The 25,182-nt window shown below is 48.3% G+C and carries 22 protein-coding genes; 14 read left to right on the plus strand and 8 right to left on the minus strand.

The annotated features are described in order from the left end of the window. Positions 1-88: 88 nt before the first annotated feature. Complete coding sequence (speE, locus tag MHM89_RS17695; protein WP_239409378.1) at positions 89-949, plus strand: polyamine aminopropyltransferase; 861 nt, start codon at positions 89-91, stop codon at positions 947-949. Positions 950-1,134: 185 nt separating this feature from the next. Beyond that, positions 1,135-3,168, plus strand: a complete 2,034-nt coding sequence (locus tag MHM89_RS17700) for a glycoside hydrolase family 97 protein (RefSeq protein WP_239409379.1) — start codon at positions 1,135-1,137, stop codon at positions 3,166-3,168. An 80-nt stretch (positions 3,169-3,248) separates the two neighbouring features. Here MHM89_RS17700 and MHM89_RS17705 read toward each other — a convergent pair whose 3' ends face one another. The 4 genes from MHM89_RS17705 to MHM89_RS17720 all read right to left on the minus strand — a co-directional run bounded on the left by MHM89_RS17705 (position 3,249) and on the right by MHM89_RS17720 (position 7,445). Further along, complete coding sequence (locus tag MHM89_RS17705; RefSeq protein WP_022943914.1) at positions 3,249-3,629, minus strand: DUF6768 family protein; 381 nt, start codon at positions 3,627-3,629, stop codon at positions 3,249-3,251. A gap of 11 nt (positions 3,630-3,640) precedes the next feature. Continuing rightward, positions 3,641-4,153 (minus strand): RNA polymerase sigma factor, encoded by a 513-nt coding sequence (locus tag MHM89_RS17710; RefSeq protein ID WP_130145033.1) that lies wholly within the window; start codon positions 4,151-4,153, stop codon positions 3,641-3,643. Between the two features lie 403 nt (positions 4,154-4,556). Beyond that, a complete protein-coding gene (locus MHM89_RS17715) occupies positions 4,557-5,612 on the minus strand; it encodes a potassium channel family protein (RefSeq protein WP_138547900.1) in 1,056 nt (351 codons plus the stop codon). A 45-nt stretch (positions 5,613-5,657) separates the two neighbouring features. After that, positions 5,658-7,445, minus strand: a complete 1,788-nt coding sequence (locus tag MHM89_RS17720; RefSeq protein WP_239409380.1) for a DUF885 domain-containing protein — start codon at positions 7,443-7,445, stop codon at positions 5,658-5,660. A gap of 232 nt (positions 7,446-7,677) precedes the next feature. On the opposite strand from MHM89_RS17720, the gene MHM89_RS17725 reads away from it, so the two are divergent. The 12 genes from MHM89_RS17725 to MHM89_RS17780 all read left to right on the plus strand — a co-directional run bounded on the left by MHM89_RS17725 (position 7,678) and on the right by MHM89_RS17780 (position 19,993). Next, positions 7,678-8,628, plus strand: coding sequence for a diguanylate cyclase (locus MHM89_RS17725; protein ID WP_130145027.1), 951 nt, complete (start codon positions 7,678-7,680; stop codon positions 8,626-8,628). 90 nt (positions 8,629-8,718) lie between these two features. Then, positions 8,719-9,474 (plus strand): bifunctional demethylmenaquinone methyltransferase/2-methoxy-6-polyprenyl-1,4-benzoquinol methylase UbiE, encoded by a 756-nt coding sequence (gene ubiE / locus MHM89_RS17730; RefSeq protein ID WP_022943908.1) that lies wholly within the window; start codon positions 8,719-8,721, stop codon positions 9,472-9,474. Positions 9,475-9,483: 9 nt separating this feature from the next. Continuing rightward, positions 9,484-10,107, plus strand: a complete 624-nt coding sequence (locus MHM89_RS17735) for an SCP2 sterol-binding domain-containing protein (protein WP_053911686.1) — start codon at positions 9,484-9,486, stop codon at positions 10,105-10,107. Positions 10,108-10,118: 11 nt separating this feature from the next. Beyond that, entirely contained in the window at positions 10,119-11,717 is a 1,599-nt protein-coding gene (ubiB, locus tag MHM89_RS17740) for a ubiquinone biosynthesis regulatory protein kinase UbiB (RefSeq protein WP_022943906.1), read from the plus strand. 70 nt (positions 11,718-11,787) lie between these two features. Then, a complete protein-coding gene (gene tatA / locus MHM89_RS17745; protein WP_138510096.1) occupies positions 11,788-12,030 on the plus strand; it encodes a Sec-independent protein translocase subunit TatA in 243 nt (80 codons plus the stop codon). Between the two features lie 6 nt (positions 12,031-12,036). Next, complete coding sequence (gene tatB / locus MHM89_RS17750) at positions 12,037-12,357, plus strand: Sec-independent protein translocase protein TatB (protein ID WP_022943904.1); 321 nt, start codon at positions 12,037-12,039, stop codon at positions 12,355-12,357. Further along, the gene (gene tatC, locus MHM89_RS17755) at positions 12,350-13,090 is read left to right on the plus strand and encodes a twin-arginine translocase subunit TatC (protein ID WP_022943903.1); all 741 of its coding nucleotides are present in this window, start codon (positions 12,350-12,352) and stop codon (positions 13,088-13,090) included. Before tatB ends, tatC begins: the two co-directional genes overlap by 8 nt. Next, a complete protein-coding gene (locus MHM89_RS17760; RefSeq protein WP_045980264.1) occupies positions 13,087-13,638 on the plus strand; it encodes a hypothetical protein in 552 nt (183 codons plus the stop codon). Before tatC ends, MHM89_RS17760 begins: the two co-directional genes overlap by 4 nt. Before the next feature lie 9 nt (positions 13,639-13,647). Then, entirely contained in the window at positions 13,648-14,421 is a 774-nt protein-coding gene (locus MHM89_RS17765; RefSeq protein WP_239409381.1) for a TatD family hydrolase, read from the plus strand. 2 nt (positions 14,422-14,423) lie between these two features. Further along, positions 14,424-16,211: a sensor domain-containing diguanylate cyclase gene (locus MHM89_RS17770; protein ID WP_239409382.1), complete on the plus strand. Its 1,788-nt coding sequence runs from the start codon at positions 14,424-14,426 to the stop codon at positions 16,209-16,211. A gap of 9 nt (positions 16,212-16,220) precedes the next feature. Continuing rightward, a complete protein-coding gene (gene hemB / locus MHM89_RS17775) occupies positions 16,221-17,231 on the plus strand; it encodes a porphobilinogen synthase (RefSeq protein WP_022943899.1) in 1,011 nt (336 codons plus the stop codon). Positions 17,232-17,359: 128 nt separating this feature from the next. Further along, positions 17,360-19,993 (plus strand): ExeM/NucH family extracellular endonuclease, encoded by a 2,634-nt coding sequence (locus MHM89_RS17780; protein ID WP_239409383.1) that lies wholly within the window; start codon positions 17,360-17,362, stop codon positions 19,991-19,993. Positions 19,994-19,999: 6 nt separating this feature from the next. On the opposite strand, the gene MHM89_RS17785 is transcribed toward MHM89_RS17780, so the two are convergent. From MHM89_RS17785 to MHM89_RS17800, 4 genes are all read right to left on the minus strand, one after another. Then, on the minus strand, positions 20,000-20,722 hold the full coding sequence (locus MHM89_RS17785) for a transporter substrate-binding domain-containing protein (RefSeq protein WP_239409384.1): 723 nt from the start codon (positions 20,720-20,722) through the stop codon (positions 20,000-20,002). Between the two features lie 82 nt (positions 20,723-20,804). Further along, a complete protein-coding gene (locus MHM89_RS17790; RefSeq protein WP_239409385.1) occupies positions 20,805-21,551 on the minus strand; it encodes a hypothetical protein in 747 nt (248 codons plus the stop codon). A 56-nt stretch (positions 21,552-21,607) separates the two neighbouring features. Next, the gene (locus tag MHM89_RS17795) at positions 21,608-23,395 is read right to left on the minus strand and encodes an alkaline phosphatase (RefSeq protein ID WP_239409386.1); all 1,788 of its coding nucleotides are present in this window, start codon (positions 23,393-23,395) and stop codon (positions 21,608-21,610) included. Between the two features lie 12 nt (positions 23,396-23,407). Beyond that, positions 23,408-25,006, minus strand: a complete 1,599-nt coding sequence (locus tag MHM89_RS17800; RefSeq protein WP_138589119.1) for an alkaline phosphatase — start codon at positions 25,004-25,006, stop codon at positions 23,408-23,410. Positions 25,007-25,182: the final 176 nt, after the last annotated feature.

Raw genomic sequence — 25,182 nt, forward strand, 5'->3', positions numbered from 1 at the left:
ATCGTACGGATTGGGCTAAAATTTCATTGAGCATTATGACGCTCACTGGCAAAATTGTCCCTCCACTTTACTGGCGATTATTGAGCACATGACAAGTTTAGATAAAAACCACTGGTTTACCGAGGTAAGCGACCGTGACGGTAGCGCATTCTCACTGCGTATTAATAAGTTGCTTGAACAGCAACAGTCTCCGTTTCAACACGTGGCAATGTATGAAACCACCGATTTTGGTAACCTGATGGTGATCGACGGCTGCACTATGGTCAGTAGCCGAGAAAACTTCTTTTATCATGAAATGATCGCCCACCCAGCGCTATTTAGCCACCCGAACCCAAAAAACGTAGTGATTATCGGCGGTGGCGACTGCGGAACCCTGCGCGAAGTGCTAAAACACGACAGTGTTGAAACTGTCACGCAAATCGACATTGACCAAGTTGTCACTGAGATGTCGCTGAAATATTTCCCTGAGTTGTGCAGTGCCAATGATGACCCCCGTGCCACCTTGCTCTTTGATGATGGCATCAAATACATGCGCGATGCGCAAGCCGAGTCGATTGATGTCATTATTGTCGATGGCACTGATCCTGTAGGCCCCGGCGAAGGCTTGTTTAATCATGCTTTTTATCAAAGTTGCCTCGCAGCATTACGTCCAGGCGGTGTGCTGGTGCAACAAAGTGAAAGCCCGCTTATGCATATGCCATTGCTGCTGGAAATGCGAGCGGCCATCAAGCAGGTTGGTTTCGGCGCGTTGCAAACCTTGCCTTTTCCACAGCCGATTTACCCATCGGGGCTGTGGTCAGTCACCTTAGCACGCAAAGGCCTGGGTTTTGACGGCTTTAGAGCCTGTGACCCTGACGCCCTCAACACCTTATATTACACGCCGGGCGTACACCAAGGTGCGCTCGCGGAGCCACCTTTTATGACCAAGGCCTTCAATCAGCAAGTCTAATCAGATGGGCGACTATTCGCCCTGACTCTCGCTATGTAATATGTGAATACGTATGCAGAGTCGTGTATTTCATCGCTAACCCCCTTACTCTTAATGCTTCCAATACAAGTACCTGTAGGCCTGCGTTTGCCAGCACACGTGACAGCCATCGCTTTAGCCTCGGGTATAACAAGCAGGATAGGTTGATGCGATTATTACTTCCCTTACTACTGGCCTCACCTTTGGCGTTGGCAAAAACAGTCGATGTTAGCTCTCCCGATGGCAAAATCACGCTTACACTAAGCGACGAAGGGGCGCCACATTATCATGTGAGTTACGCTGGCAAAGCGGTGATTAACCCATCTAAACTGGGTTTTTATTTTGCCCATGCCGCCCCGCTAGGTGATGACTTAACTATTAGCCACAGCGAACGCCACAGTGCCGACATCACCTGGCAACAACCCTGGGGTGAGCAACGTTTAATTCGCGATCATCATAATGAGTTGGCGGTTACTTTTAGCGACCCAGAAGCAGCTGAGCAGTCTTATACCGTGCGCGTAAAGGTGTTTAATGACGGCCTTGGATTTCGCTATGAGCTTACCGGTAAAGAGCGCCCCGATTACCGTATTACCGATGAGCTCACCGAATTTGCCCTTGCTGGCCAAGACAATGAAGCGCTGTGGATCCCAGCTCGAGGCTGGAATCGCTATGAATATGTTTACAACCGCACTAACACTGCTGAAGCCGCCCATGTACACACCCCCTTTACCGTAAAAATGCAAAACGGTGTTCACATCAGTATTCACGAGGCAGCACTGGTCGACTACGCGGGCATGACTTTAAACCAGCGTCGACCAGGCACGTTCAAGGCCGATTTAACTCCTTGGTCCGATGGCATCGCTGTGAAAACAAAAAATGGTTTCACCACTCCTTGGCGGACCATCCAAATTGCTGATAAAGCCACTGGACTACTCAACTCACACCTGATTTTAAACCTCAATGAGCCCAATAAACTCGGTGATGTGTCTTGGGTTAAACCCGGTAAATATGTCGGTATTTGGTGGGGCATGCACATCAATGAAAACACCTGGGGCAGTGGCGACAAGCACGGAGCCACCACCGAAAACACCCGCAAATATATGGACTTCGCCAGTGAGTATGGCTTTGATGGAGTGTTGGTTGAGGGCTGGAACCAAGGCTGGGATGGTGATTGGTTCTATAACGGTGACTTATTTAGCTTTACCGAGAGCTACGATGATTTTGACATTGAGGCCATTGCCAAATACGGCGAAAAGCGTGGCGTAAAATTAATTGGTCACCATGAAACCTCCGGCAATGTCAGTAACTATCGCCAACAAATGGACGCCGCCTTCGCCCTCTATCAGCGCCATGGTGTTAGCCAGATCAAAACCGGTTATGTTGCCGATGGTGGCAATATCAAGCGCCTTGATGAACAAGGCATTGCTCGCTATGAGTGGCATGACGGCCAATTTATGGTCAATGAATATCTCCACAATATTAAACTTGCCGCCGAGTATCAGCTCAGTATCAATACCCATGAGCCAATTAAAGCAACCGGCTTGCGCCGTACCTACCCAAACTGGATCACTCGCGAAGGAGCCCGAGGCCAAGAGTTTAATGCCTGGGGAACGCCGCCCAACCCCCCCGCGCACACGCCGATGCTGGCTTATACGCGTATGCTCGCCGGACCTATGGATTTTACACCGGGCATTTTCGATATGGGCTTCAACGGCTTAGGGGCTGACACTAATCGTCCGCAAACAACGCTGGCAAAGCAGTTAGCACTGTATGTGGTGTTATACAGCCCGATTCAAATGGCCGCCGATTTGCCACGGAACTATCTCGCCAAACCAGCAGCATTTCAATTTATCCAAGATGTACCAACCGACTGGGAAAAGAGCCAAGCCATTGCTGGCGAAATGGGTGAATATGTGGTTTTTGCTCGTAAAGAGCGTCAACGCGATAACTACTCTGGCAAGGATTGGTACCTCGGTGCTATCACCGATGGGCAAGCTCGAGACATCACCATTAAACTTGACTTCCTCGAGCCAGGAAAGCGTTTTGAAGCGCAGATATATGCCGATGGTGAAGATGCCGAGTGGGTAAACAACCCCTACAGCATGGACATTCACACCGAAAACGTGAGCAGCCAAGATAGCTTAACCCTGCGCTTGGCGCCAAGCGGCGGCACCGCCATTCGCTTTAAAGCACTAGACTAACCGCACTCACAGGCCGACGCCCCGGTCGGCCTGTATTACCTGAACCGTTCACACATGCCCTGCCGACGCATGCATAGTGATTAGCTTGATTGTCGCGACGCCGCGCCCGCGCTCTGCAAGTTTAACTCGCTGCGCTTTATTTCACGTAATATTGAAGTGCGGTTCATTTCCATAAATAGCCACAATTTGATGGCTATTTGTACCAACAGCCCAGCGATAAACCACACTCCCCAAAATACCTGCTCGTTGATAACGGTGGCCATGTAGAATCGGTAACCAGCATAAATAAAAGCCGCCGTCGCGAGTAGTGCAAGCAACGTCGAAAGCCAAACCCAGCGGCGCATAGAGCCGCTATAGATGTGCCCAAGGCGATTAAATAAGCCCTGTTCACGAGATAAAATCTGATCTAACTGTGCTTGCTCACTGTGTAAACTCGCTTTAATTTGTTGCTCAACACTCATAACGCTCTCTCCTATTGCTGTGCCCATTGGCTTAATCTTTTTCTGGCCTTGTGCAAGCGTGACTTCACTGTGCCTTGAGGAATATCCAACACCACAGCAATGTCGCTAATGGCTAGCTCTTCAAGGTAAAACAAATACACTGTATGACGCTCCCCCCAAGGCAGTCTGGCTATCAGACTCAACATATCTAGGCTTTGCTCCAAACTTATAGGTTGCGCCGCTACTAACGGTGCTTCGGCTATACCCTGCTCTTTGTACTGACGCCGTATTACATCAATAAAGCGCCGGTAAATAGCACGAAATAACCAAGCTTTAAATGCTCCGGGCTCCAGCAACGAACGTATATCTTTGGCTACCTTACTCCATACTTCCTGAGTAATATCACCAGCATCTTGGGGAGATTGGCACAGCTTATAAGCAAAACGATAACTCGCTTGATAGTGTAGCTCGCATAATTGGTTAAACGCCTGCTTATCACCGCCCTGCGCCGCCAAGACCAGCAATGCCGTATAGGATTGTTTCATAGCCTTTCCAGGTGTTTATTAGCAAGACGCGCTATGACTTACAAAGGTTCACGTATATTGAAAATAAATAACACTTGATTGCCGCTATCGCTCATATAAACGTGTAGCGCAAAAGCCAATAGGACGCACGCACATCAGCCATGTCGGCCCACTCAGCTAACAAAGCATGGGGTGCAGGGCTAATATCGGTATTCGTAGACATCATTTTATTTAGCGAAAGTGCGAGTTGCAGTGAGCTTTATCACCGCGATGAAAATACATCCCTTCTCACAGCAAGCGATACAGCTCAGCGCATTAGGGGAAAGAGCGTCAACCGCGAGCCCATGGGGCCGGGCCCGCAGTCCAATATTGGCAGCTATTTACTTGTACAACAGCGAGAACTGCTATGAGTACAAAGCAATCGTTAAGGCCACTTAACCTCGGATGCCAACACCCGCTCGGGGGCAATGTAGTGAATGATATCGCCACCTTGGATGGCATAATCCAACGGCGGATTTAAATCCATATCTAAGGCGCTGCGATTATGAGCAATCCCTAAAATAGTGGCGTCGTATTGGTGTTTGAATACCGTAAAAATATCGTTGTAGGTAAACTGGCCGACATCATTGGGGATCATCATAGAAAAGTGGGTATCCCCATGCAGGCTAGACATAATTTCCTGTTGCACCCGACTCGCCCCTGGGTCCTCCATAGAGCGCACTAAGACTTCCGCTGTGCGGTTAGAGCTGCACTCCACATTAGCACAATGTTCACCTAGCATCTGTGCCTTGCTTTCATCATCAAAATAAGCACAAATATGGGCACTTTCCTTTACCAGCTTGCTAATCTTTAGCGCCGTAGTGAAGCTTTGGTTATCATCGGCTCCCTCAACAATTATTTTATCTGCTGTGGCAATGCCTACGCGTTTAAGTTGCTCTTCATCGGTGTAACTACTGAGCTTAACAAAGCTGACATCGGGCTCAGAGAAAAACGGGTGCTCCATATCATCGGTTACCGCGAGTACAATTTCACGCTTTACCCGTTTTTCATCAGCAAGAATATAGCGCACCATTTTTCTGGTACGCACTGGGTGCCAACCAAAAATAATGATGTGATTAGCAAAATGAGTCACGTCTTTTTCACCTGTCATAGCGCGCCTTATTAAATGTGTGATGGACTGCCCTGCTTTACCCAGCAACATGCCGAACAAGGCCAAACCGAAGGGGATCTGAACCAAAGCCACCAATAAGCGGCCCATCTCTGTAGTCGGACTAAAGTCGCCGTAACCCACCGTTGAGGTAGTCACGACATAATAATAAAAAAAGGTATTCGCAGAGGTAAGCGCATGCTCCCCAGCAATTGACAATAGCACCCAAGTGAGTGCCATATGTGCCAAGGTGACAAACACCACAACCTGCCAACTAAGTTGGTCAATATGATTGCGTATCGTCAGTAGCACACGCTTTAAAATAATCGGCATAGCTCGCCTTATTAGTATACTTATGGGCGCAGTTGCGCCCTTCCCTTACTTCGCTTTGGCACCGTTTTGGTTGTTAGCAAGTGCCTCGTCGATATAGTTATCTATTTGTTGTTCCAGTACATTAAGAGGAATTGAGCCATGGCGCAAGACCTGATAGTGGAACTCGCGCAAGTCAAAATCATGGCCTAAAGCGTTTTCCGCTTTAGCGCGCAAGCGCTTAATGGTGAGCTCACCAATTTTGTATGACAGCGCCTGGGCCGGCCATGAGATATAGCGATCAGTCTCGGTTTTCACATTATGCAGCGACAGCGCGGTATTATCACGCATAAAGTTCAGCGCTTTATCACGGCTCCAACCGAACATGTGCATGCCTGTATCGACCACTAAACGCGCTGCACGCCACATTTCATAAGTAAGACGACCAAAATTACTGTATGGATCTTGATAGAAGCCCGCTTCTAAGCCTAAATACTCACTGTACAGCCCCCAACCTTCGCCAAAGGCCGATAGATAGGCGTCGCGTCGATAGCTAGGTAGATAATCAAGCTCAGCATTGAGGGCAATTTGTAGATGGTGCCCCGGTACGGCTTCGTGTAGGGTCAAAGCTTCTAAAACATATAATGGCCGCTTATCCAGTGCATAGGTATTAACCCAATAGTAACCAGGCTCATCCTCTTTGCTTGCCCCCACATAACGACCTGTGGTGTATTTTGGCGCAATACTCGCTGGCACCGGAGCGACACCGTAAGGTTTGCGTGGTAACTGCTTGAATAGTTTAGGCAGCTGCGCATCCATCTTTTTGGCGATGAATGAGGCTTCTTTCAATAGCTCTTCCGGTGTTTTAGCGTAAAATTGAGGGTCGGTACGTAAAAATTCAATAAACTCAGCAAAACTGCCCTCGAATCCTAAATCATCAATAATCGCCTGCATTTCGCCGCGAATACGAGCCACTTCTTGCAGACCGAGTTCATGAATTTCTTTCGCAGTCATCTGCGTGGTGGTGTAATGACGCGCTCGATTAGCATAATAAGCTTTGCCATTTGGCACTTCAGAAATCCCTATCGATTCACGTGCACCTGGCTGATAGGTTTGCGTAAAGAAATCGTAATAGCCTTGGTATGCTGGCAGTACCTGTTCACCGATAACGCGCTTAGCTTGGGCTTGCAGCTCAGCAAAGGCCTCATCACTCACCCCTGCGGTGTTACGCTTGAAAGGAGCATAAAACGCAGACTCGGTGACATCATCGACCAAGTACGCGCTTATCGACTCCTCATAGCCGGCAAGCACGGCTTTAGGTTGCGTTAACCCTGTTTCGAGCCCTTTTTTCATCCAATAGATGTTTTGCTCAAAGAACCGAGGCACTTGGCGCAGGCGCGCTAAGTAGGTTTCAAACCCTTGAGCAGAACTGTAATCTCCACGCTGCACCATAAATGACAAGGATGAGTGAAAACCATATTCGGAGGTAAGGGGCATATAGTGCGTATTGAACACATACTCATCGACACTGTTTTGCACCTGCGCAGTCAAAATTTGCAGATTGATCTGATTCTCTTCACTGAGCGTGCTTTTATCGATAGCTTTAAGCTTATTCAATAATGCTGTTTTATCTTGGTATTGCTGCTCTAAGAATTCAGGCGATAAATTGGGGAGCAAATACCCGTCAACCTCTTGCTTATACGGGTTGACGCTTTCTCGATAACTGACAACCTGCTCAGCCAATGTGGTGAACTGGTTATTGGTGTTGGTCTTGTGTGCTGAGCTTGCGCAGCCACCCAAAGCAAGGGGAATCGCACAGGCCAATGCCAGTTGCTTAATATGTGTTCCTAGGTTCATGCTTTATTCTCATTGATTGTGCATTTCGCCATACTCTAGCCTACCACAGCGCGCGAGCCAACCGCTTGCGACCAGCGTCCAAATGTCGGTTCTGCGCATAAAGTGGGCGCTTGGTCGCAATTATGTAACCAGAGTATTCCAAAAGAGAACAATTTGCTTTTTAATACCGCCAAGGGATGTATAAGCAAGCTAGGATTGGCTGCACCTCTATTTCAACCTGGTGATTGTGATTATGATGTTCCATGACTCCATGGCCAACGCGCAAGAGAAAATGACCCAAGTCTGTCATTTGCTCGAACTGCATGCGCTGCCGCCAACACCTTTAAATTACCATGTGCTGTACCAGCATGTGAGTGAAGGCGAAAGTGCACTGAGTGAGGCCTTACAAGCTGCTGTAACCGAAGGCCGCATCATTGATTCAGTGTTAATGGAAGAGTTGTATATACAACATCTCACACCGGATCATCAAAAGCAGACCGCTATGGTTGAACGTATTAGCGAATTGATAGGTAATCTAGAGCGCAATAGCAAAAGCAATCAAAAACACATCGACCATTACCACCTCGAAATTGATCGTTGTGCTCGCGCTTTAGATGAACATGATGTTGATAAAAGCCGACACCAGCTGCGTAAGTTAGCCGAGCATACCCTAGTGTTAAAAGGGCAAATGCAAAAGTTTAAGCAACTACTGGAGCAAATAAAACAGCAATACCTTAGTACTAAATCGCAACTAAAACGCCTTAAAGACAAACACCATCTCGACCCACTCACCGGCCTTTATCACCGTCATTATCTCGATAAAAAATTTCAGTATTGGGCCAAGAAGCAGCATCAAATCTCTTTGATCCGTATTGATGTCGAAAACTATCAACAGTTTTGTCATGACTACGGCGACAGCATTGGTAATTTAATGCTCGAAAAAGTGGCCACCAAAATAGACAAATATGTCAAAGAAAGTGGTTTTTGCGGGCGCACCCAAAATGAGCAGTTTACCATTATGATGGCCGACGTCGAGGCACAAACCGTGGACCTCATTGCCGAAAAAGTACAAGCCGGCATCAGTAAGCTTCGCTTTGTAAGTTCACGCAGTGGTAAACAGCTCCCTGGTGTGGCGTTTCAATGCCAAACCATACATCGCCAGCAAGAACCTAACTTTAGCGCCCTCGTCTCATCCACTCATTAGCTTCTGCGCTTGCTAAAAACGGCTTAATCCTTGAGCTGTTACAGGGCCTCAAGTACACTATGGCAAACTCTCCCTCTGGGCTTAAATTAGATGAAAGAAGCTGAGCAAAAAACCACCCACTTTGGCTATAAAACGGTTGCTACAAGCGACAAAGTTAACCATGTAGCGGATGTCTTCCACTCTGTTGCTGCCAAATACGATTTAATGAATGACTTGCTCTCTTTTGGCATCCACCGCTTGTGGAAACGGGTTACCATTGCCAGTTCAGGAGCCCGCAAAGGGCAAACCATACTAGATTTGGCCGGTGGTACAGGCGATTTAACCGCTAAGTTTAGCCAACTAGTGGGAGAGACTGGCAAGGTGATTCTCGGCGACATCAATGACTCGATGCTTAAAGTGGGTCGCGATAAACTGCGCGACCGAGGCCTAGTCAGCAACATTGAATATGTACAAATGAACGCCGAAGCGCTGCCATTTCCCGATAACAGCATAGATGTGATCACCATTGCGTTTGGTTTACGTAATGTGACTGATCAGAGCAAAGCCCTCGCTTCGATGTTTCGCGTATTAAAACCCGGTGGACGATTACTGATTCTTGAGTTTTCCAAGCCTGAACATGAAGTGCTTACTAAACTGTATGATATGTACTCATTCAACATTTTACCGCAGGTCGGTAAAGCGGTACTCAATGACAGTGAGTCATACAAGTATCTAGCAGAATCAATCCGTATGCACCCGGACCAAGACACCTTGGAAGCCATGATGAAAGAAGTGGGCTTTGAGCAAACCAGTTATCAAAATATGACCGGGGGCATTGTTGCCCTCCACCGTGGCTTTAAATTTTAAGAGGCAAATATGCTCTCTCACTTTGCTGTAGCCAGCGCTGAAAAGCTGGCTAATCGACTGATACTGCTTGATCCGCAGTTGCAGCAAAGGCTGCAACAGATAAACACTCAAGTGCTGGTACTGCACATTCGTGACTGGCAGCAGTATGTAAGTGTTCACTATGGTGATGCAGGGCTAATGCTGCAAGCCCATAATGAAGCACCCGAGCAACACCAATGCTTTATTAGCGCTGATACTGATACATTAATGAAGCTAAAGGATCCCTCTTTGCTCACCCAGCTTATCCGCCAAGATAAGCTCGACCTTGAAGGCGATATTCATCTGGCCCAAGCCTACAGCCAAGCCTTTAATGATTTGGATATTGATTGGCCCGAGCACTGGTCTAAATATATCGGTGATGCTCCAGCACAGTTGCTATGGCAAACTCTCAGTAAAGGTAAAGCGCAAGCTCAGCAGAGCCTCACTAAACTCGACCATATCGTGCTCACGCTCTTGCAGGATGAGCTTAAAGTGAGTATTCACCCGCTAGAATTAGAACAATTCACGCGCCAGAGTCGCCAGCTAAAATCCGACGTCCAGCATCTTGAACAACGTATAGATGCGTTGTTGACGCACGTTCAGCAAACACAGTAAAGAGGTGCCCTTTGTCTGCGGCAAGACTGTATTTCATCACTAAAACCTTATTGCAGTATGGCATCGATGAACTGCTGCCACAGCAGAAGCTTCCTTGGTTTGCCAAATTGGCTCGACGCAGTATTTTTTGGTTACGTAATCGCCATAAGGATAAACCCGCAGGCGTGCGTTTACGTTTAGCGCTACAAACATTAGGGCCGGTGTGGATTAAGTTTGGGCAAATGCTCTCTACCCGTCGTGACTTGCTACCACCGGAAATCGCCAGTGAGCTGGCTCTGCTACAAGACCAAGTTCCTCCTTTTGCAGGTGATCAGGCCAAAGCCATTATCGAGCAAGCACTGGAAGTTAATGATATCAGCGACGTGTTCAGTGAGTTTGATGTGACTCCCTTGGCTTCCGCATCAATTGCGCAGGTGCATACGGCCACTCTCATTGACAACGACGGTGACCACCAAGATGTGGTCGTTAAAGTCATTCGTCCTAACATCAAAAAGCAAATAGATGCCGATTTAGCGCTGATGCAGCAATGCGCCCGAGTTGTCGCCAAACTGCTTAAAGAAGGCCGCCGTTTACGTCCGGTGGAGGTTGTTAAGGAGTATAAGAAAACCCTTCTCGATGAACTCGATCTGATGCGCGAAGGCGCCAATGCGATTCAGCTACGACGTAATTTTGAAGACTCGGAATCACTTTATATCCCCTTTGTGTATAGCGACTTTAGCCGCACCAATGTGCTGGTTATGGAACGTATATATGGCATTCCCGTATCCGACACCGATGCCTTATTAAAGCAAGGTACCAATATGAAGTTATTGGCGGAACGTGGCGTTGAGGTCTTTTTTACGCAAGTTTTTCGCGATAGCTTCTTCCATGCGGATATGCACCCTGGCAATATCTTTGTCTCCTTTGATAACCCTCATAACCCGCAATATATCGGCATCGACTGTGGCATTGTTGGTACCTTAAATAAAGAAGATAAACGCTATTTAGCGGAAAACTTTATCGCCTTTTTCAATCGTGATTATCGTAAGGTTGCTGAGCTGCATGTGGATTCCGGCTGGGTCCCTGCCGATACCAGTATTGAAGAGTTTGAATTCGCTATTCGCACTGTTTGCGAACCCATATTTAACAAGCCGCTAGCGGAAATTTCGTTTGGTCATGTATTGGTTAATTTATTCAATACCGCTCGACGTTTTAATATGGAAGTGCAGCCACAGCTCGTACTACTGCAAAAAACACTGCTTTATGTCGAAGGATTAGGGCGACAGCTTTACCCTCAGCTAGATCTGTGGAAAACCGCCAAACCCTTCTTAGAAGACTGGGTTAAACAGCAAGTAGGGCCTTGGGCAGTCGCCAAACAAATGTACGCCAACTTACCATTTTGGGCAGAGAAGTTTCCTGAGCTACCGGATCTGATCTACCATAATTTGAGGCGTCAACAGCATCCTCCTGCGCCACCAGCGGCCAATCACAAAGCGATTATTTTAGCGTTAGCTGGCTGCACAGGACTGATCGTTGCTTGTTTAGTCGCGCTTGCGCAACATCCCGTATTTTCAGCAGTCAGTGCCGTCGCCGGGTTTGCAGCGCTGTTTGCTGCTTGGCGTAAAGGCTAACAGCACTATGACATCATCTTTGTGCGCGGTATACTTCGCCACAGTTTAGTAGGACATTTCGGAGACAGTTATGGGTTTTGGCGGTATTAGTATTTGGCAGTTGTTGATCGTATTGGCGATCATCGTGCTACTTTTTGGCACTAAAAAGCTGCGTAATATAGGCGGTGATTTAGGTAATGCAGTAAAAGGCTTTAAAAAAGCGGTATCGGATGACGATAATAAGCCCGATGCAAAGTCAGATGACGCTAAAATTTCTGAATCGAAACAACAGGCTGAAGAAAACCCAAGTCAAAAAGACAAAGATAAGGTGTAGCCACCCATGGGCATGTGGGAATTATTGGTGGTGTTCGTTGTAGGTCTTATTGTACTTGGCCCCGAACGCTTACCTGTGGCCATTCGAACGGTAAGCCGCTGGGTAAAAACAGCCAAAGGCATGGCCAACAATATTTCTGCACAGGTCAACGAGGAACTGCGTGTACATGAGCTACATCAGAACCTTAAAAAGGCTGAGCAGCAAAATATGGAAAACCTTCCTGACGATGTAAAAGACTCGGTGGCAGAGCTGCATAAAGCGGCGCAATCAGTCACTCGCAGTTATGACAACGCACCAAAAAAAGACAGCAGTAACAAAGATGAGTGAACCCCAACAGAGCGGCTTTATTGCCCACTTGGTCGAATTACGTAATCGCTTGATGCGCTCATTGCTTTGCGTATTGTTGGTGTTTGTTGCGCTCGTGTATTTTGCTAACGACATTTACGCCTTTGTTGCAGCGCCTCTGCTTGCACATTTGCCAGCAAACAGCCAGATGATCGCCACCGATGTTACCGCACCGTTTTTTACGCCTTTTAAGCTTACACTTTTTGTTGCCATATTTGCTGCCATCCCCTTTATCTTGCATCAAGTATGGTCTTTTATTGCGCCGGGACTGTATCAACACGAAAAGCGCATGCTGATCCCTATCTTGCTTTCAAGCGTCTTACTTTTTTACGGTGGTATCGCTTTTTGTTACTTCGTTGTCCTCCCCATCGTACTCAGCTTCTTTACCGGTATTGGCCCTGAGGTTATGACGCTTACGCCAGACATCAGCAGCTATTTAGGGTTTGCATTAAAGCTATTTTTCGCCTTTGGTATTGCCTTTGAAATCCCGGTAGCCATCATGCTGCTTTGTTGGAGTGGGGCAACGACCACCGCGAGTTTAAAGCAAAAGCGCCCTTATATCGTGGTTGGGGCTTTTGTGGTCGCGATGTTTCTAACGCCCCCCGATGTGTTATCACAGACCTTGCTCGCCTTACCGATGCTGTTATTATTTGAGCTCGGCCTGATTTTGGCCGCCTTTTATAGCGCTAAATCACCACAGGAAGAAAAACAATGAAAAAATATTTAGTATCCGCCGTGCTCACCGCTTGGGTGGGAACACTTTCTCCCGCAGCCATAGCCAATGACGGCGTGAATATTCAAGCGCTAAAGGCCTGTAGCTTTATTGAAAATGATTTTCGTCGCCTGCTGTGCTACGACAACATCATGGCCGGCAAACCTATTGATGCTATGCCTAAAGGCGAAGTGAAAAACACCAACGCTGCACCGCAAAGTAATAAAAAAGCGCAAGCCGCAAGTGTTGCCGGTGCGCCAGCAAAACATAGCAAAGCCAATAAAGCAGACTTTGGCCTAGAGCATAAAAAAGAAAAAGAACAAAAAGACGATAATAACGAGCTTCGCGCGCGTGTAAGCCAAGTTGATGAAGCCCCTTATGGTGAGCTTATTTTGACTCTAGACAACGGCCAAAAATGGCGCCAAATTGGCACCGAACATTTTCGTTTGAATAGCAATGATACAGTGATTATTAGCCGTGGCATGTTCAACTCTTTCCTACTGAAAAAACAAGGTGCAAATAAGTCTATCCGTGTTAAACGCGTTGATTAAGTAGCTGCCATGATAGATATCGGAGTCAATCTCACAAGCAGCCAATTTGCAGCAGATACTGACGCTGTGGTTGCTCGTGCGCGCGACGCAGGTATCACCAATATGGTAGTGATTGGTTGTGACGAGCGCGATAGCCAGCATGCAGTTGAGCTGGCACGTCGCCATCAGTTGTTTTGCACCGCCGGTATTCATCCCCACAATGCAAAAGATGCAAGCGCCGAGTTCGAGCAAGTTATCGCCCGGCTAGCCAGTCAAAGTGAAGTACTGGCTATTGGTGAATGCGGCCTCGACTACAACCGCGACTTCTCACCGCGACCTGTACAGCGCGAGATTTTTGCTCGCCAGCTAGCTTTGGCAAATGAATTAGCGCTGTCCGTGTATTTACATGAACGTGATGCCAGTGCGGATATGCTAGCACTGCTGCGAGAGTACCAACCGCGTGGAATTGTGCACTGCTTTACCGGCAATGCTGAACAGGCTCAGCACTATCTTGAGTTGGGCCTGTATTTAGGGATCACAGGCTGGGTATGTGATGAACGTCGCTCGCAAGCGCTCAATGAAGCCTTGGCGCATATTCCTAGGGAGCGATTACTAGTTGAGACTGACGCTCCTTACCTCCTGCCTCGGACAATACGGCCAAAACCAAAGTCACGGCGCTGTGAACCCCATCACCTTGGCTACGTAGTCACCCACTTAGCTCAACGCTACGCATGCACTGAGGCAGAGATCATCGCGCAGACCAAACATAATTTTAGCCAATTGTTTAATGTGGAGCTGCGTTAGTTATGCGTGTGCTTGCTTGGGCGATGATGCTGCTGTGGTCGTGCTCAGCGCTCGCCTCAAGCATGAGTATCAATACCGAAGCAGACTCCTTAGCAACAGCGCAAAATTCACCCCATTGGCAACCCCTTAATAAGCCGTTTATCAACTTGGGCAACAAAGTGCGTTATGGCTGGCTGCGGGTGAATTTAAGCTCTCACCAACACCCACCCAGCGTATATATTATTGCCATCGATAACCCATTAATAGATAGCCTCAAAGCGTTTCATTTACGTGATAATAAGCTAATCAATACGCGTACTATAGGTAGTCAAGTTGATAGTGCAGATCGACTTTTTAAAGATGAATCACTGTCCTTTTATATTGATACCCGTAGCCCTGGGGAGCACTGGGTCTACATCGAAGTGATCGCCAGTGACGGCTTTAGAATGCCGGTTCAGGTGCATACTCTGAAGAGCTACTTTGAATACAAAAGCAGCTTCAATAGCCTATTCGGGGCGGTGATGGGCCTCGCGGCAACGCTGATATTGACCACCTTATTCTTTTTTATTCTGTCACGACAAGCCCGCTTTTTATTGGCCACGGCATACATTAGTGCTTTGGCACTGATAGGTATTTACGTATTTGGCTATGGCTATCGCTATTTGCACCCCGATACACCTTGGCTACAAACGGCGGTGCTGCCCCTACTACTGATAGCTGCACCAAGCCTCTTAGTTGCTTTGAATCAAACACTGATAGCGCCAATAAAACGTAAAACGTCGATTACTGTCATGCTCATTACTGTGGTTATCGGCCTACTTCCAAACCTATTACCTGCCGCTATTGCCGACCCGATCGTAGTTGTTGCGAGTACCTTATTTTGTTTATTCGGCGCGGTCTATAGTGCTTGGCAGGGGTATCGTAAGCAACAACAACAGTTATGGGTACTCAGTATTGCCAATCTGATGTTACTCGCGCTGATGGGCTATTTTTGTCTCAACTATTTTGGTTTCGCATTGCCGATTAACAAAACCAGTTGGTGGCTTTTCTTGCCCCCTGCGAGCAGTGCCTTACTTGTCTGTTTTGTAGTTATTCGCAACTTGTTAAGCCAGCACAGTGAACGCATGCGCGCGCAGCAACAAGCACTGGCGGAGCAGCAAACACGAGACCAATTACTGGCTCAGCAGCTGGCACTAGAGGAACAAACTAAAGAAGAACTAGAAAATAAAGTAGAAGAGCGCACCATAGAGCTACAAATTACCCTACGGGAATTAGAAGAAAAGAACACAGAGCTAGAGCGCATTAATAACGAGGACCCATTAACGGGTGTCAAAAATCGCCGCTTTTTCGATAAGCGTTTAGAGCATGAGTTACGGCGCTCACAACGGGATGACGCTCCATTGAGCCTGCTAATGATAGACATAGATCACTTTAAAAAGGTCAACGATAGCTATGGTCATCCCGCTGGCGATGCAGCTATTAAATTGGTGTCACAAACTATCAAAGCCTGTTTACGCCGCCCATTTGACCATGTGTGCCGCTACGGCGGTGAAGAGTTTGCCGTTATTTTACCCAATACCACGCACGAGGGCGCCCTCAAGCTGGGCGAAGAAGTATGCACTGAGGTAGGTCAACAACAGGTTGAATTCTCAGAGCACCAATTTTCATTAACTGTTAGTATTGGCGTGCATACCGCTTACGGGGAAACCACCGCTCACGCTGGCGACATCACCCATATGGCGGATGAGGCGCTATACCATGCTAAAGCGCATGGTCGTAATCAAGTAATTAGCTCACAATCTTTGCCTTAGGAGAGCATTATGGCCCAATCAGGACTCGACCTGTTTCCTTATACGCGTATGCGTCGTTTACGTAAAAATGACTTCTCTAGACGCTTAACTCAAGAGCATGAGCTCAGCGTTAATGACTTAATTTATCCAGTGTTTGTCTTGGAAGGCAAAAACCGCCGCGAACAGGTTGAATCTATGCCTGGCGTTGAGCGCTTGTCCATCGACTTATTGATTGAAGAAGCTAAAGAGTTGGTCGCTTTAGGTGTACCCGCTATTGCCCTATTTCCAGTCACACCCAGTGAAAAGAAATCTCTGCATGCCGAAGAAGCCTATAACCCAGAGGGGTTAGCACAACGCACGGTGCGCGCTTTGAAGAGCGAACTGCCTGAGCTGGGGGTGATCACCGATGTTGCCTTGGACCCCTTCACCGTGCATGGTCAGGACGGCATCATTGACGAGCAAGGCTATGTTATCAATGACATCACCACCGAGGTGTTGGTGAAACAAGCGCTGTCACACGCCCAAGCGGGTGCCGATGTCGTTGCCCCCTCAGATATGATGGATGGTCGTATCGGCGCTATTCGTGAGGCGCTAGAAGAGCAAGGCCTGATCAATACCCAAATTATGGCTTATTCTGCCAAGTATGCGTCAAGCTATTATGGCCCATTTCGCGATGCGGTCGGCTCAGCGGGTAACCTCAAAGGGGCTGATAAAAAAACCTACCAAATGAATCCCGGAAACTCCGATGAGGCCCTCAGAGAAGTCGCGCTGGACTTACAAGAAGGCGCTGATATGGTCATGGTGAAACCAGGCATGCCCTACTTAGATATTGTTCGACGCGTTAAAGATGAGTTTTCCGTGCCCACCTTCGCCTATCAAGTCAGTGGTGAATACGCCATGCACATGGCTGCTATTGAAAACGGCTGGTTAGAAGAAAGAGCCATTGTCATGGAGTCTTTGCTTGCCTTCAAACGTGCAGGGGCTGACGGTATTCTCACTTATTTTGCTAAACGCGCGGCGCAGTGGCTTAACGAATCTTAAGCTTAACACCCAACTTTTTTCTGAGAAAAAGCGCTAACAAGTTAACAACTTGAAATTTTCGTGTAACTTATTGGGGGCATAATATGTCCCCCTTTAGGGATAAATAACAATACACGGGAAGCTATCTAATGAAAAACACAGTCACACCTATCGCTCTAGCGGTGGCGGCCTCGTTGGCATCGCTCAGCGCTCAAGCAGATATCTTAATATCAGAATATGTCGAAGGCAGTAGCAATAATAAAGCCATCGAGCTTTATAACCCCAATTCAGAGTCAGTCGATTTAAGCCAATATAGTATTGAGTTTTACTTTAACGGCAGCACTACGGCTGGTTATACTCTCGATCTCTCAGGCTCACTGGCAGCTGAAGGCGTTTTTGTTGCCGCACATGAATCAGCAGATTCTGCAATTCTAGCAGTCGCTGATCAAATTGCAGGCGGTGGTTGGTTCAACGGCGATGATGCCATTGTGCTTCGTAAACAGGGTGACGTCATTGATAGCCTTGGTCAGGTTGGCCTCGATCCTGGTTCGCAATGGGGTGAAGGGCTCACCTCTACGCAAAATAATACCCTGCGCCGTATTGATGGCACCGGTGCTCGCACCGCCCTAGACACCGCCTATATCCCTAGCGACTTCTTTACTGGCTATGAGCAAGACGACTTCAGTGATTTGGGCACCTACCAAGGAGGTTCCGGCCCAGTCGACCCTGATCCAGAGCCAACCCCCGAGCTCACATGTGCTGATCCAGCCACTACCATTAGCGAAATCCAAGGGCCAGGCATGGCCAGTCCCCTGCAAGGCGAACAAGTTATTGTCGAAGCGGTGGTCAGTGCTGATTACCAACAAAGTGACGCCCTTAATGGCTTTTTCTTAGCATCACTCAACGCTGATAATGATCCCCTCACCTCTGAAGGTATTTTTGTTTATCACAATGATGATGATGTTAATGTCGGCGACCGTGTACGACTTCAAGCCACCGTTGATGAATACTACGGCGCCACACAATTAAAGAATGTGACGGCGCTGAAGAGTTGTGGTACTGCACAAGCTGATATCACTGAAATCACGCTACCGGTTGACAATATCGACGAGCTTGAAGCCTATGAAGGCATGCTCATCAGTGTCGCCCAGCCAATGTATGTAGTAGATAGTTATAATTTGGCACGCTATGGAGAGCTCGGCCTAGCAACAGAGCGCTTATATCAAGGCACTCAAGTGGCGCTACCAGGTGATGCCGCCAATGCGCTGGAAGCGCAAAACCAGCTAAAACAGTTATTACTTGATGATGGCTCAACACAGCAAAACCCTGAAGTGATTCCTTATCCTGGAGCTGGACTGGACGCCTACAATACCGTGCGCTTAGGTGATAGTGTAGAAGGCCTCACCGGGGTGTTAGGCTATGGTTTTGATCGCTACCGTTTACATCCAACCACGGCTGTACAATTCACTGCCAGCAACCCTCGCACTGAAGCACCCGTACTCAATGAGCAGGGCGATATTAAAATCGCTAGCTTTAATGTCTTAAACTACTTCAATGGTGATGGCCAGCAAGGCGGCTTTCCAACCTCTCGCGGTGCCGATGATTTGCAAGAGTTTATTCGCCAAGAGCAAAAGCTCGTTACCGCCATCACCGCCATGGATGCCGACATTGTTGGCTTAATGGAAATTGAAAACGATGGCTTTGGCGAGTTCAGTGCTCTAAGTTCGTTAGTCACTGCACTGAACGATGCAACCGATAACGGCGAATATGCCTTCGTTGATTTTGCCGTAGCCGAGGTTGGCACCGACGCCATTACCACCGCGCTCATTTACCGTAGCGACCGCGTACAAGAAGTTGGCACAGCCAGCATCAATGATGAAGACGCCTTATCCTATGGTAACCGCGCGGCGATCGCACAGAGCTTCCGTGATATTGAAAGTGATGAAGTGTTAACCGTTGCTGTCGCTCACTTAAAATCCAAAGGTGGTTGTAGCCGTGCCGAAGGGCTCGATCAAGACCAAAATGATGGTCAAGCCTGCTATAACGCAACGCGCGTAGCCGGTGCCGAGCAGTTCGCTTCATGGTTAGCGAGCCAACCCACTGGTGTGGCTGATGACGATGTGATCATTGTCGGTGATATGAATGCTTATGCGCAGGAAGACCCCATGCAAACCTTTGCCGACGCCGGATTTGCCAATGTCATTCCTACGCTGGAAGGTAATACGTTGGGTTACTCATATAACTTCCAAGGCCGCTTAGGCAGCTTAGACCACGCTTTGGCATCACCCAGCCTTATGAACAAAGTGGTCGCTGCTACCGATTGGCATATTAATGCTGATGAGCCTCGGGTGTTAGACTACAACTTAGAGTACAAAACCCAGGCACAGCAGGCCAGCTTGTATGCCGAGCATGCATACCGCGCCTCAGATCATGACCCTGTCATCGTCGCCATTGCTGCCGAGCAATCTGAGCCCGAAGAGCTTGTGGGCGAGTTTACTGGCCTTAGTGGATGGTTTTGGCCTCGCAACTTTACTATCGACTTACCAGAGGGTTACCAAACGCTAGATATCGAGCTCGTGGGTGGCTGGGGTCAAGTTGATCTGTACGTTAGCCACCAACGTCGCCCATCTATTTTCCGTGCCGATTGTGCCTCACGTAACTGGGGGACTGCAGAGCAATGTCACTTTGATAACCCTGCTGCTGGAAAGTGGAAAGCCCGTATTCTTGGCCCTCTCCCCTACGGTAATATCACGTTACGCTACCGTGCGGTTAAAGCCGACTAATAGGGTTTAATACCGAGCGAGAATGGCGTCACGAGCGCCATTCTCGATTATCTTTTTTAGCCCCTGTTCAAATAACTTTTGCAGCCGCTCGCCATCTGGGTGATGGGGAGAAAAAGCAAGAAAGATATCGGTTCCTTCATTAATAAATGCCACTTGAATATTATCGCTAATCCCTTGGGTACGACGTAGATAATTTGCTGATTTAATGAAAATAAGCGCACTGTCTAAGCGTCCTAACATCAGCCTTCGCATGTTAGGTAAATCGGAGTTGGCATACGCCGCCACCACTTTATGTTCGGCCACCAAAGCAAGAAACTGGTCGCCATAGCCATACCCTCTGACAACACCTACTAACTCGCCATTAAACTGCGCACGGTTGGTAATTTTCAGAGCCCGTTGGGTATTGTGATAATACGCAGAATAAGCCTTATAAAGAGGTGTACTACCGAGTAAGTACTTTTCTTTACTGATAGCATCGATAGGCACATTGAACCCCGCCACATAAGCACCGGTATCGAGGTAATGCAGCACCCGCGCATAAGGGTAAATATGGTAGTCGACTGACACGTCTACCGCTGCAAAAGCGGCCGTGATTATATCATTCGCCATGCCCGTACCATCGGCATTGGCATACGGAGTCCATGCGTCTTCAGCAGCAATAACCACGCGCTCGGCTTGGCAAGGTGAAATTATAAACAACAAGGCAAGAAATAGGCAGCCGCGACTCATGCTCTCTCCAGCACACCACAAATCATTTTATTATAGGCACTGCTTGGTTGGTCGCGACAAATTATCCTACATATCTACATGATCAATGGTGGTGGCCGCCTGACATAGCTTGGCCATCACTGTGATAAAACCCTGATGCACCGTGCTCAATAAAGCCCTGATTTATCATTTTCGCCAAAAATGGATCATGTTCATTATCGCCCACATCGGCATAGTCCGTAGTTTGATAACGGTCCCAATGAGCAAATTGTTGCTGCACTTGTTGCGGGTTAAGCTGGTAACTTTGCAACGTTAGTCTGCTTATTTGTTGCCACCTGTCTTGATGGTCAGCGTCTTCACGTGCTACCACAAGCTGCTTGACCAGCTGCAATGCTGGCAGCCATACCAGGGTCATTTTATAGCCATTTTGCTGGTGTTCGAAGTGCTGCTCTTGGCCGCAGCCCTCACCTTGCGTACGTGATGGCGACTGTGAAAGTAGGTCACTGTGCACTAACTGATATTTTTGTGACCAACTGACTGGTTGCCCGCCTTCTTTTAGCTCACCAGGTTGGTACTCAATGCCTCTTTGGTAATGCTCAAAATAACGAATAGGCCGCACTTGCTGATTAGATAGACGTTGCCAGAGCTCAACGACCCCCTGGCTGTTGGCCTGATGCGCTACCTGATCATGCAGCCGCCAAAGCGAAAATAGCTGCTCTTCTTGAACGCCTTGCTGCTGTATATAATTGGCTTTTAACACCTGCGCATTCGCTTGGCATTGCTGTTGCGCATACACACTGGCACTACACATGGCGACTGCCAACGTGGCTAATTTGACATACTTCATCATTTTATCCTCCACTTAGGGCCAAGGACATAGCAACCTATGCCCTCGACCTTAGGTGATTAATTACCTAGCTTGGCTTCTGCTTTACTCACTAAATCTGCAGCGTGATTAATCACGTGGAAGATATAGTTTTGCTCATTAGTTCCGGTCACTAGGTGGGCTCCAGGACCCTGGGCATACACACCCACATCTTCACCCGCATGAGTTTCTGAGCTAAGTGGCACCAGCGCTTCTTGGTGGAATCCAGCTGTGGTGGTGTCAATGGTGCTCAAATCCACACGACCAGTGACAATCTCACCGTTGTAGCCAGCATCAGCATTGGTCTGTGCGCCAAGGTTCTTAAAGCCGTTGCCATTGGTGTAGCCCAAAGTGGTGTAAGGCATGCCATCGGCTGCCAAGGTAGGCTCGTCGCTGCCAACGGCAACCACTTTACCTAAAATGGGGTTACCTCGTTTAGGGTAGCCAGCAATGGTAAATACATGGCTATGATCTGCGGTTACGATGATCAGGGTCTCATCCGTGTTGGTCTTTTCCATCGCGGCTTGCACCGCCTCGGCCAACTCCACCGTGTCGTGAAGCGCATTATAGGCATTACCTGCATGGTGAGCGTGATCGATACGACCCGCCTCTACAGTCAGAAAGAAGCCCTCATCGTTATTATCAAGAACATCAATGGCTTTTTCCGTCATCGCCGCCAGCGACGGCTCACCAGCGATATCATTGCTTCGGTCTTGCTCATACTGCATATGCGATTCGTTAAATAGCGCAAAGATGCGTTCAGTGCTGGCAGGATCGATAGCATCAAAGCCCGCTTGATCCATCACATAGGTGCCATTGGGGTAAGCCGCTTGCCATTGCGCCGTTAAGTCACGGCCATCGGTGCGGTCACCCTCGGTGCTGCTTTGCGCATCATTGCTATTAAATGCGGCATCTTTTGGCAGGAAGTGACGACGACCACCGCCCATTACTACTTCAATACCATCAATATCGACGTCGAATCGCGCTTCCAGATTAGGCTCAAAGTTAACTAATTGCGAAGCAATGTCTTCGCACCCAGCAGCGACCGCATCAGCAGGCATATCGGAGATGTCTTCCCAGTTACGGTCTGCCGACTTGGCATAGGTGGCAGCCGGTGTGGCGTGAGTGATCCGCGCGGTTGACACAATTCCTGTTGATTTACCTGCGATTTCTGCCAGCTCTAAGGCGGTTACTAACTCATTGCCGGACACCGATTCACAGTCACCACGGGCAATCCCTTCAGCCACGCCAATCACACCCACATCGGTTTTGACGCCTGTCGCCATAGCCGTCATAGTGCCAGCTGAATCAGGAGTTTGCGCATCAACATTATAGGTTTTAGCAAAGCCGGAATAGGGCATGGTTTCAAAGCTCAGCTGGTGCTCCTCACCCATTTTTCCTTGTAGTTGCCCAGCTAAAATACGTGCAGCTGTGACCGTGGAGATGCCCATTCCATCACCTACGAACAGAATCACGTTTTTCGCTTTTTGATTGCTGCTGCTTAGCTGCTCGGCACGTTGTTGTGCCTGCGCGACTTTATCCTGAGCATCGCTAAACCAAGCGTTGCCCGTTAGGTTAGCCAACTCATCATCATCTAATGTGGTTTTAATCGGGTTACAATTGGTCGTTTGCGCTGCAATTTCATCGCCATCAAGCTCGCCATTGCCATTGTCATCGGCACCCACTTGAGTGTAGATACCACCATTAATGCATTGACTATCACCCACAGCTATGTCGGTGTTAACAGTTAGAGTCGGCGCGCCATCATCGTCAGAGCAACCCGCCAGTGCCGCAACCACGGCAAGAGAAAGAATATTTAGCTTGTTCATTGTAATACCTGCTTACTTAGTGAGCTCAAGGGCTGAGTCGATAATGTGGAACACCATGCTTTGTTCAATCACTCCCTGCGCTAGATGCGCGCTGGGACCCATAGCATGAAGGGAAATATCTTCGCCTGCGTGTGTCTCTGAGCTAAGTGGAATGGTTGCTTCTTGGTGAAAACCTGGGGTGGTGGTATCGATACCCGCCAGATTTTGACGCCCGGTTTGCGGCGCATCGCTGTAGCTGGCATCAGCGTTAGTTTCCATGCCTAGGTCGCGAAAGCCCAAGCCATTGGCATAGCCGAGCGTGGTGTAAGGCTTACCATCTGCTGCAAGCGTCGGCTGCTGCTGCCCTACCGCCACTACCTGACCTAGAATAGGGTTACCACGTTTAGGGTAACCGGCAATGGTAAAGACATGGCTGTGATCCGCAGTCACCAAAATCAATGTTTCTTCGGGGTTAGTGTTCTCGATGGCATACTGCACGGCATTGGCCAGTTCGATTGTATCGTTCAGCGCATTGTATGCATTACCCGCGTGGTGAGCGTGGTCAATACGCCCGGACTCAACCGTAAGGAAAAAGCCTGTATCGTTATTATCAAGCACAGATATTGCTTTAGCGGTCATTTCCGATAGGGAAGGCTCACCCGCAAGATCATTGCCTCGGTCTGCTTCATATTGCATATGAGATTCATTGAACAGTCCAAACACCCGCTGAGCGTCATCGGCTATAGCATCAAAGCCAGCACGATCCCATACATAGACACCATCGGCATACTTTTGTTGCCATTCCTGAGTCAGGTCACGACCATCGGTGCGGTCCCCTTCAATAGCGCTGCGGGCATCAAGAGTGTTATACGTTTCGTCTTTCGGTAGGAAGTGACGACGGCCACCGCCCATAACCACTTCTATACCATCCACGTCAGTACCAGCAAAGCGCGCTTCAAGGTTTTGTTCAAAGTTAACCAATTGCGTAGCGATATCCTCACACCCTTGCGCAACTGCCTGCGCAGGCATGTCTGACACGTCTTCCCAGTTACGATCTGCTGATTTGGCATAGGTTGCTGCAGGAGTGGCGTGGGTAATACGGGCGGTGCTGACGATACCAGTACTTAAGCCTCGAATTTCTGCAAGCTCCAGAGCAGTAATCAGTTCATTACCAGCTACCGTGGCACAATTTCCGCGCTCGATATCTTCATCTACACCAATCACACCCACATCAGTTTTAACCCCTGACGCCATGGCGGTCATGGTGCCTGCTGAGTCTGGGGTTTGTGCATCAACATTATAGGTTTTTACCTGCGCCGAGTAAGGAAACTTCTCGAAGCTAAGGTAACCTTCTTCACCCATTTTGCCGTTATTTTGGCCCTGTAGAATACGAGCTGCTGTGAGTGTTGACACCCCCATACCATCGCCAACAAACAGAATCACATTTTTGGCCTTAGTCAGTTTTTGCTGATTGGCCAATTGCTGCTTCTCGTTGAGCTTATTCTTATCTGTTTGATACCACTGACTATTGGTCTGAACGTCAGGCAAGACTCCGGCCTGCACTGGTGTGCACACCAGCGAGGAGATGGCCGAGGCTGCCGCCATCGCCAAGGCTAACTTTGATACTTTCATTTTTTGTTCCCGTGAGTTTTATTATTTAGCGCTGTTAAGAAGCTGTTCTTAACCACAAATATGTACCAGCAAGGGTTGTACTGGCGTCGTTACTGTAGGGAACGAATGTTTCTAAAATATAACCATTTATTGACGGACAGATGATGAATATATGACAGCGAATACGGGAGCAGAGG

Source organism: Pseudoalteromonas sp. CNC9-20, from assembly GCF_022347875.1.
In the GTDB taxonomy this organism is placed as follows: Bacteria; Pseudomonadota; Gammaproteobacteria; order Enterobacterales; family Alteromonadaceae; genus Pseudoalteromonas; species Pseudoalteromonas ruthenica.